General features: G+C 41.5%; 9 protein-coding genes. 5 read left to right on the top strand and 4 right to left on the bottom strand.

Translation table 11 applies throughout. The annotated features are described in order from the left end of the window. From ACYQZ0_RS06835 to ACYQZ0_RS06850, 4 genes are all read left to right on the top strand, one after another. Positions 1-2,377 (top strand): hypothetical protein (locus ACYQZ0_RS06835; RefSeq protein ID WP_459775858.1); only part of this gene is annotated, 2,377 nt, incomplete at its 5' end. A gap of 1,286 nt (positions 2,378-3,663) precedes the next feature. Then, a complete protein-coding gene (locus tag ACYQZ0_RS06840; protein ID WP_459775859.1) occupies positions 3,664-4,149 on the top strand; it encodes a hypothetical protein in 486 nt (161 codons plus the stop codon). A gap of 8 nt (positions 4,150-4,157) precedes the next feature. Further along, positions 4,158-4,415, top strand: coding sequence for a DUF4258 domain-containing protein (locus ACYQZ0_RS06845; protein ID WP_459775860.1), 258 nt, complete (start codon positions 4,158-4,160; stop codon positions 4,413-4,415). Then, positions 4,400-4,624: a hypothetical protein gene (locus ACYQZ0_RS06850; protein WP_459775861.1), complete on the top strand. Its 225-nt coding sequence runs from the start codon at positions 4,400-4,402 to the stop codon at positions 4,622-4,624. Before ACYQZ0_RS06845 ends, ACYQZ0_RS06850 begins: the two co-directional genes overlap by 16 nt. Positions 4,625-4,633: 9 nt before the next feature. Here the strand turns inward: ACYQZ0_RS06850 and ACYQZ0_RS06855 are convergent, their stop codons facing one another. The 4 genes from ACYQZ0_RS06855 to ACYQZ0_RS06870 form a co-directional block, all read right to left on the bottom strand. Continuing rightward, positions 4,634-5,209 (bottom strand): hypothetical protein, encoded by a 576-nt coding sequence (locus ACYQZ0_RS06855; protein WP_459775862.1) that lies wholly within the window; start codon positions 5,207-5,209, stop codon positions 4,634-4,636. Positions 5,210-5,263: 54 nt separating this feature from the next. Next, positions 5,264-7,168: a hypothetical protein gene (locus ACYQZ0_RS06860; RefSeq protein ID WP_459775863.1), complete on the bottom strand. Its 1,905-nt coding sequence runs from the start codon at positions 7,166-7,168 to the stop codon at positions 5,264-5,266. A gap of 22 nt (positions 7,169-7,190) precedes the next feature. After that, the gene (locus tag ACYQZ0_RS06865) at positions 7,191-7,520 is read right to left on the bottom strand and encodes a YbjQ family protein (protein ID WP_459775864.1); all 330 of its coding nucleotides are present in this window, start codon (positions 7,518-7,520) and stop codon (positions 7,191-7,193) included. Positions 7,521-8,098: 578 nt separating this feature from the next. After that, on the bottom strand, positions 8,099-8,344 hold the full coding sequence (locus ACYQZ0_RS06870) for a hypothetical protein (protein WP_459775865.1): 246 nt from the start codon (positions 8,342-8,344) through the stop codon (positions 8,099-8,101). 283 nt (positions 8,345-8,627) lie between these two features. Here ACYQZ0_RS06870 and ACYQZ0_RS06875 point away from each other — a divergent pair, with 283 nt between their 5' ends. Beyond that, complete coding sequence (locus ACYQZ0_RS06875; RefSeq protein ID WP_459775866.1) at positions 8,628-9,011, top strand: hypothetical protein; 384 nt, start codon at positions 8,628-8,630, stop codon at positions 9,009-9,011. Positions 9,012-9,325: the final 314 nt, after the last annotated feature.

Below are 9,325 nucleotides of genomic sequence, written 5' to 3' on the forward strand. Positions count from 1 at the left end.
GGGGCGGAAGGCTCTCGGACCCCACTTAATACTCAAAGGAGCTAAGGAATACAAGAACCTCTGGAACAATCTACTTAAAGACTCCCTTAAGGAAAAACAAGATTGGGAAAACACCAGAGAGCTTCTTACCACCTTCACGGTTTCCAACGTTTTCCACGTTTTTGACCTTCACAAGGTAAAAGAAGAAAACGGGAAGAAGAGGAGCGTTCCCTTAAAGAGAGTAATCGCACAATCGGGAAGAACCGTAAACAAGATATTCAAGGAAGCGCTAAGAAAGGGTTATGCGGTTCTTTATAGAGGAATGTTCTACATAGGGGAGGAAGTCCTTAAGGAATACAGGAAACGCTACAAGGAGATAAAGGAGAACACTTACGTTAGCTTTACAGTTTTTGACCTTGAGAGACTCACGAAGATAGGGGACTCAATCCTGATAGACCTTGACGACCTTGAAGAGGAGAAGGTAAAGAAACTCGTCAAGTATCTCCACCGCTTGGGAATATATCCCGAAGTATGGAAGTCAGCATCCGGGAAGGGATACCACCTATACATTCACCTCGTCTGGAGGATAGAGGTAAGGAGAAAGAAAACGGTAAAGAACGGAGAGGTAGTTTCACTTGGAGAGGAGAAGAGGTACGAGCTACCTTATGCGTCGGACTGGAGAATAGGAGCTGTAATAGAAGCTCTGAAGCTCGTTTGCGGGAAGCTTGGGATAAAGTATGACTTCGTATCCGCGGAGAGACCGGTCTGGTTTGAAGGACTTCCCAATCCCTTAAAGGACTGGAAGTATTCCGAGAAGGTTCTTGACGGAGCTATCCACCGACTTGACAAGCTTTACGAGAAAGTAAGACCACTCTTAGAGCGTGAAGAAAGGAAAAGAGTCGTAGAGAAGTTCAAGAGAGAATACGTTGAGGGAAGGAAGAGACAGAAGGTGGAAGGTAGCGGAGCTGTAAGGATAGAGGGAGCGGAATGTTCTAATCCGGCGGATTACATACAAAAGAACCTCAAGAACGGAGCTATAACGAGGCTACTGAATGCGGGACACGACTTAGACGAAGTATATGAGATACTTGCAAGCAACTACGAAGGAGACCAGAAAGCTTTAGAAAGAGCTTGGAGGAGTGCAAGCAACTTCATTTCCGAGACCTACGAAGAACCGAGGAAGAAAGCAAGGAGAGGAAACAAGGAAAGGAAACACAAGCACTACTGGGAGTATGTGGACCAGATAAGAGCTTGCTTGAAGGAAGGGATAACGACCATAAACGGGATAGCGAAAGCGGTAAAGATACCTAAGTCAACGCTCTCGGAGATATTCAAGCTCGTCAGCAGGGAACAAATACTTGAAAATCCCTCAGAAGTCAAGGAGTATCTGAAGAGCATTCAGAAGGGAGGAGTGAGGACGACGAGGGAAAAGCTAAGGGAAGGAGGTAAGAAAAGCTTTGAGAAGTATCTTGAGAGGGAGCTAAGGAAAGTAGAGGAAAGGTTCAGAAGGAAGGAAAGGAAAGAAGGAAAGAAAGCGAGGAAGACAGAAGGGCTAAGGAATTACTTCGTAGAGCTTGATACGAGCTTACTCCCGTCCTGGGTCTGGAACGTTCACAAGGTCGTTCAAAATCAAGGGTGTTCAGATAGAGCCAATATCTATTACTCTTCTCCGAAGGAGAAGATTGGAAGGGCGGAGGATGGAGGATATAGACCTTCTAACGGTTTTAACGTTGAAAGTAGTCAATCAAGTGTTAACTCTTACGATTACGATAAAGCGAGGGGGTCTAACAATAAAAAGGACGTGTCTGAGCGAGCATTTTGGGGCGAGGTTAAGAAGAAGCTCGTGAAGTTCTACGGCGAGGAATACGAGGAAAAGAAAGTCAAGCAGATAGCCCCGATGGTAAAGGATAGGACGCTCAAGGCTCATACGTGGTGGCTGTTCTTGGCCGTTGCTAAGGAGCTGTTTGAGAAGAACGTCCGCGTGGTTCCCGAAGAGAGGCACGTAAAGAAGGAAAACGACCTTCCTTCAACGAAACTCCTAAGGCTCATTCGCTTCCTCTACGCTCAAAAGTTCAACAAGTGGGACTTCAGCAAGTATCCGAAGCTTGAAAAGGTTCTTAAGCTTCCTGTCGGATTGAGAAAGCTTGACCTCGGTGGTTGGGGAAGATTCGCAAGGCCCCTGATGGAGGTTCTAAGGGAATTCAGGCTAATAGACGAGAACACCGAGGTGATACTTCCAAACAGGACCTTCAAGCTACCTCCCTTAGAACCAGAGGAGTTTCCCTTTTATCGTGTAAACAATCGTCTCGTTTGGAAAGCTCAGCTTGAGGAGTGGGATAAGCTCCGTCAAGAAGAGGATTACCCGGAGGAGGACGATGATGAGGATATTCCGTTCTGAGAGGCTTGACGAACTCTGAACGCTTGAATGGTGAAGGCTTGGGGAGAGTATTTTAAGTGCAAGTCGGGTTGAGAAGTGAGGTCAAAGTTTGCAAAATTCTTAAGTATGTGTTCGTAGTAGGAGGCCGTTAGGGTCTCCGGCTACTTGTCAAGCGAATCGGGGGAAGCTCTTTTGGAATGCCCGTTGGGGGACGGGCATTCTGAAGGGTGGACGAAGTCGGAGAGCCCGGTGCGGTGAATAGCCGCACGCTGGGTTCGGGGGCGGGTCTCCTGGGTCTCCTAAAAAAGGAGGCTCAGGGGTCTATGCCCACGGAAGATTTTACCGCAATTCGTCCGCCCGGAGCCGTGCCAGGAAGCGGGTGAAAGTCCCGCCGCCGGTGACCCGCCGGTTGCCCTGCGTCCCGGGAGCTGTAGCCTTACCCCGGTGGGGCTACAGCCCTGAGGGGGACGTTAAGTGTCGTGCCTTTACGGCACGGCTAAAGGGTAGGCTCATAGGGCAAACGGGTTAGCAGCCCGTGAACCGGTGCAGAAGTTCCATACCGCTAAGTCCCCTGGCACGGGAAGTTTCCGGCTTGCGTCCCGTGTTAGGGCGTCCCGCTAAGGGCGGGATTGGGGGTCTCCCTTTTGGGAGATAGGCGGTATGGGGTGGAGCCGGTGCCCTCCCTGAGCCTAAGGCCTGGCACGGGACCCGGGGAAGCCCTGGAACTCCCGCTTTGGGAGTGGTGGGTAAGGGCTAAAGGCCCTGACCGCCGTGAGGGAACCGGGGAAAAGCCCTCACGGTTCCCCGAAAGACTCCCGTTTTCCCCGAACGGGAGAACAAGGGGAGCCTAAATCCGGGGTGGCGGAGGCGTCGTAGTAGCCCTCGCTCTCCCTTTCGGGAGAGGTAAGGGCGGGGTAATGCCCGTCGGTAGCAGGGTGAAGGACGCCAGATAAGTCCGCCCTTCTTTAAAAATTTCCCCCGATTCGTTTCCCGCCGGTCCTTCCCCTTAAGAAAGGGCCGGCGGGAGTAGCCGGAGGCTTTACGGCCTCCGTCAAATAAAAAGGGGTTTGGGTATGGATTGGATTTTTTATTTTTTGCTATACAGTTTGCTTATTCTTTTGGGTGCTGTTTTTGGTGGAGGTATCGTGTTTAGTCTTTTGAAATTTGGGATTGCTGATTTTGATTTTGTTTATTCCCTTTTGTTTTCTGGCGTTCATTTAGTTTGGATAGGGGGTGCAGGTGCTTTATTCTTCATAGTTTTGGAAGCGGTTTATTACGAGTTTCGTTTGAATCGGAAAATTGAGGAGTTGGAACGGAGAGAGGGGGAACTTAAATATAGGAGCAAGGAGTTAACAAATTGGGAAGAGGAACTGAAAAGATTTGCTCATTTTCTTGAAGAAGAAGCTCGTGAAGCGATAGAGAAGAGGTACTGGAGTGAGAAGGTCAAGTTATTGAAAGTTCTTGAAGAGAAGAAGAAGAGGGAGATTGGGGAAACCATAAGGAGAGTTGCTAAGGAAGTGGCTCAAGAGCAGGAGAAGGTTTACGCAAGTCTTATAGACGATTGTGAAAGGACCGTTAGGGACTTGACTTCCCGCATACACAACCAGAGGGAGCAAATAAAAGCCCTTCAGAGGAAGGTGGAAAGGCTACAGAATCAGGTTTCTTCCTTGAAGGGGCAATTCGGAGCAAGGGTCATAGATATCGTGAAGAATGCGGAAAGGAACTGGATTTTGAAAGGACTAAAGGCTCGTAATGACCTTAAGCTCATAAAAGAAAAACTCCGGAAGATGTGAGAACGGTTATGGATTTGACTTTTTCAAAACATGCAAAGGACAAGCTTGAGCTTTTTGAAATTAGGGAAGAAGAAGTACTGCAGGCTCTAAAAGAACCTAAATACGTTTGTCAGGATAATGAAAAACATTCAACGATTTATTTAGTGGAAGTGAGGAAGAAGTTGTTTTCAATTGTAGTGAAGGAAGGCGTGATTATAACCGTTTACAGGACCGATGAGAAAAAACTACATTCAAGAATGAGGAGCGGAAGATGGAGCTGTTATTGAAAATTCCTCTAGAGGACTACGAGATTAAGGAGTATCCGGATACGGGAACGATACTAATAGTTCGGAAAGGTATGAAGGGAGAGCCTGACTATTCGATAGAAGGGGAAGGTATGGTAATAGAATTCAAGGACGGGCAAATCTATACGATAGACGTTTACGACCCCGAATTAGCTAAAAGGTTCAGAGAAGAAATGGTCTTAGTTCTATGAGAAAGAATGTTAGAACTTCGTCAGGTAATTTTTTATCGTCAGTAATGCCCTGTTTCTTGAAAGACCGATGACGGAAGTTAAGTACTTGTAAACGATTTTTTTGAGCTTGCTGTTGTAGGCTCTTTTCGTGTCCGGGTAAACGAAGGCGTATCTATCAATAGCCTTTAGCTCCCTCGTTAAGTCGTTTATTGCCTTTATGTAGCTTCTTTCGGTTTTTCTTTTCGGGGGTTTCCAGAAGGCGGAAGAACTTAGCTGTTTGGCCCTCTTGAGTTGAAGCCTCACGTAGTCCCTGTTAATCTGGAGTTGCATTCTTTGCCTGTGGGGATTCCAGAGGATAGTAAAGGGAATTAGCTTTATTGGTTTCTTTGCGAGGTCCTGATATGTGTAGTATCTCCCTTTTGGTTTGTGGCTGAGGATTAAGTATCCTTCTGGGAGCTTGAAAACTTTTGTTCCCTTACGACCGCCTTTAATCTTAGGCTCTTCTTTGAGAAGGAGTCCATACCTATACTTGTTGGGATTTCTGAGAGAAGCTATAAGAAGCTTGTAATCCTCTTCGTTGTAGTGGTAGTTCGTCCATATAGGCATCAGGAAAAATTTATACAAAAATTAGGAAATGCTTATGTGGTGCTTACTTTTATGTTATTCTTCTCCATTTTTCTTTTTTTCTAAAATCTTTCTAAAAGTTTTATAAATAACTATTGAAAATAATGCTATAAAGCTTATACCTAGTAGAATTTGTACTATAAGAATAACATTTCCAAGCATTGGATAAACTAGTTTTACAATCTCGAATGGGTAAATGCCAAATACAGCTCCTATAAAAATCTTGATCTTTGATAAGATATTATTTCTACTTTCGAATACTTCAACTATACTTTTTAAATCTTGTGGATGTTTTAAAGCATAATCTTTAATATCATTTTTGCAAAGTATATATAATCTCTTTTCATTTTCTAGTACCAGACTAACAAATTCATCAGTGATTAATGGATTGATATTAGAAAAATCTATCAAACATTTTAATCCTATAGAGCCATGTTTTGAAAGAAATTTTTCTAATTTAAAAGATTCTACCAGAAGTATATTTTTTAGCTGACTCGGATTTGTGTTTTCAACTAAGAACTTGACTGTAGAAAAATTATTAAAATCTACAAGTTTATTTATGACTTGTGAGCCAAAGTTTTCTGGATCTATATATTTATGTAGTTCTAAAGATACTGCTTTTACAAATTTTTCCTTGTTATTATTTAGTATTTCATACCATTTAAATACATGATCAAAGGATTTAGTATCTTTTGCCATAGAAAGAGAATAGGGCTGAAGCTCTAAAAGAATATCTAATTTTTCGTGATCATGTAAATATCTTTCGAGATCTTGAGCAAGTCCATACTGTTCAGCGGAAACGTAAATATCAAGTAATTGAAATGCCTTTTTATTTTCTCCATGTTGTAAGAGAGTATTTATGGTATTTTCTACAACTGTGTTATTCTTGAGGATGCGGTCGTACTCTTCCATTCTATCCACGGTAGTTTTAACTGCTACATAAATACTCTTACTCAATTCATGTGATATATTGAATATTTCATGTGAAAACTCCTGTTCTAGAGATGTTATAATAACTTGACGTAGCTTATCCTGAGTTTCTAGAGAAGTTAGTGATTTTTCTATGTTTGCAAATAATGATTCGCCAGATGTTAAATCTTTTATATCTGCAGCCAAGAGAACTGCACCTATAATTTGCCCTACTATTGGTATAAGAACTACCGTCCTTCGCCCAACTATTCTTATTACCATAGAAGTTATTCTTCCAGTAAGTCTTTTTGATGCAAGTTTTGCTATTCGTTTGCTTAATCGAGAAGCTATAATAAGACTACCACCTGCAATTCCTGCATACCTATCTGGAGTATGCATCGTTAAACTCGAGGCTTTAAACGTTTCTGTTCCTTTTTTTAGACCTTCCTCGAAATTTTGAATAAAAAGTTTCCTTATTGTGGAATTTATTCCCTTGTACTCTGAAGTACTTTTTATACATTCGATGGCTATATTCGACATACCTTCTATATCTTTTTCTAATCTTTTTATAGTATCTTTTAAAGTATCTTCGATTACATGCCTTAGACTTTCTTGAAATCGTGGATCGTTTAAAACTTCGTTAGCTATTCGCGTACCTAAATCTCTTGCAGTAGATGGTGAAAGTCCTGCTTTAATCTTTTCAAAAGTAGAAAGTCTATTCTTATATTTCATTATGACTTCTTTTGTTACTTCAACTAAAACATCATCTACTTTATATTGTGCCCAATAATTGTTTATAAGATTCGGAATAGCTTTTTTTATATCTTCATTTAAGATTTGAGAAATTTCATTTTTTAAGCCTGAGCGAAATTTTTGCGGATCGGAATATAACTCTTCACGGCAAAGGTACAAAATATCAAAGGCAATGAAGTCATTATCTTGTGAGATATATGCATATGAAAATAGCGGAACAAAAACTATATGGTAAGAGATTAATAACATTAACCAATGAAGAAAAAATTTCCTATTCATTACTTAACCTCCCTTTGATACCTTATTTTTTCTTAAAGCGGAAACCATTTGCATATACTATAACCTCCGCACCGCCCTCAACAACGGAAGGATTGCTTATTCTAAATCCAGTTAAACCTTCATAACCTTTTTCTTTAGCTTTTTGTATAAGTTTTTCTTTAGCCCTTTCAACGGCAGCTTCTATTATATTTTCATAAGCTGTCATTTTTCCCCCGAAAATATTTTTTATTCCTTCCTTCAAATCCTTTATAACATTAGCAGCAATAACTCCTGAGGAAATAAGAAGTTCTCCTATTTCTACTTTATCCTGTAATTCTTTAGGAAGTTCTATGTATATTCTCACCTCTCCCACCCGTTAAATATATTTTACTAAAAGAAGATATTAAAGTTTTGCAATAGTTGATAAAAGGGGATAAAGGAATAAAAAAGAAAAATGAAGGGAGCTAAGGTGATGGAAACCCAAAAGGTAAAGATGAATCAAAATATAAAGCCCTGATAAAAATTTTCTCACAAAGTCCATATACTTTGCCTTCTTCCATTACTTACTCTGCTTCAACTTTATCAAGGCATTTCAACTACGTAAATTTGCTGAAGCTTATCACGAAGACAGCAGTCGCAATCCCTTAACTTACTTAGGGCATTTCAACACAGAGGACGGAGAACGAATTGAATTACCAGCTAATATGTGTCGCAACCCCTCACTTTACTTAGGGCATTTCAACCCTGAGTTTTATCCCCTTCTCTTTCAAGAACTTTAATAACTAAAAATACCACTTTTTACCCCTCAGCTCACGAAAGCCTTGAAAATCTAAGAAAATCATCTTTGGCCTACAAAATCAAGGCTGAGAGCTAAATTTTCCTATTCAGTTGACAAGGAGCCGACAGGGCTTTTATAAACCCCTTGATTTCTAATACTACCATAAATATAGGTCATATTTTGTGATTTTTATCAGGGTTTCGGGGGGGGGTTAGGTCCGTTGACTGAATTTCAAGGTGGTAAATCTCGTTTTGAAACTCAACAACAAGGTCAGGCTCTCTTTCAAAGAGTTTAGGGAGCTTAACGTCAAGGAGATTAGCCTTTTGAGGGTCAATAGAGGTTCCAAAAGCTATCCTGAAAAGGGCTGGCGGGAGCTCCTTAAAGAGTTTCCTTAATGGTACATCGTATTTCTTGGTCATAGGACTATTTTAGACTGATGTCACAGAACCCATTTCTATTTATCCTTGCCTTTGATTTTCAAGTATCAAACTTCTTCATATAAGATGTTTGGGAATTTTAAGCAGGTTAATTCCCAAGCACTATGAAGGAATTACCTAGCTTCCTTTTGTTTTTCATACGTTCTGCCTCACATTTGCCATACATATGCCATACAAAAAGGTGTTTATTAATTTTTGGTGTCCGTACATTTTTTACATTCGTGCCTTACGATTTATGGACAAATGCCGTATTTTATTTTATAGAGTGAGTAGAAAAAAGAAAAAGGACTTCAGGTTTTCCGAGAACACGATAAGGAAACTCAAGGAACTATCCGAAATTCTGAACGTAAGCGAAACGGAAGTAGTAAGCAGGGCTATAAACCTCTTTTACCTTCAGCTAAAGGGAGAAGAGAAAACCGTTATGGGTTCCTCAATTGTTCCCTTTTCGGAATATCAAAGAGTTCAGGAACAGCTAAAGCAGGTCATATACAAGCTCGGGGAACTTGAAGGAAGGCTAAAGGAAAAGGAAGAAGTAATAAGGGAAAAGGAAAACACGATACAGGCAAAAGAGAGACTGATAGAAGAGCTCAGGAACCGCATAAAGGAACTTCAAGTAAAGCCCAAGAGGTGGTGGGAGTTCTGGAAGTGATGTTTTTATGCTCCTTGAAAATCAATAGGGAAATGCAATTTAATAAAAGTTAAAACTCGTTAAAGATTTCCCCACAAGTTTGATTTTAAGTACTAAAACAAAAGCATTATGAGACTGGACAAAACGGGAAAAATGGGAGAAATTATATTTGTGGCCAAAGGGGGAAGAGCGAGCGGTTCTTACGAATACAGATACCCCATCAAGGGGTATAAAACATAAAGCCTGGTAAGCCCTTTCAAATCCCCCCTTTGGCCACGGGACGGGGGCCGGAAGTCCCCGAAAGGGGGCGGAAGGCTCTCGGACCCCACTTAATA

The sequence above is a fragment of the Aquifex pyrophilus genome (genome assembly GCF_054656935.1).

Excerpts from the sequence above, each read along its gene's own strand:
- ACYQZ0_RS06845 (WP_459775860.1), top strand. The coding sequence starts at position 4,158 with ATGGATTTGACTTTTTCAAAACATGCAAAGGACAAGCTTGAGCTTTTT.
- ACYQZ0_RS06855 (WP_459775862.1), bottom strand. The coding sequence starts at position 5,209 with ATGCCTATATGGACGAACTACCACTACAACGAAGAGGATTACAAGCTT.
- ACYQZ0_RS06860 (WP_459775863.1), bottom strand. The coding sequence starts at position 7,168 with ATGAATAGGAAATTTTTTCTTCATTGGTTAATGTTATTAATCTCTTAC.
- ACYQZ0_RS06850 (WP_459775861.1), top strand. The coding sequence starts at position 4,400 with ATGGAGCTGTTATTGAAAATTCCTCTAGAGGACTACGAGATTAAGGAG.
- ACYQZ0_RS06870 (WP_459775865.1), bottom strand. The coding sequence starts at position 8,344 with ATGACCAAGAAATACGATGTACCATTAAGGAAACTCTTTAAGGAGCTC.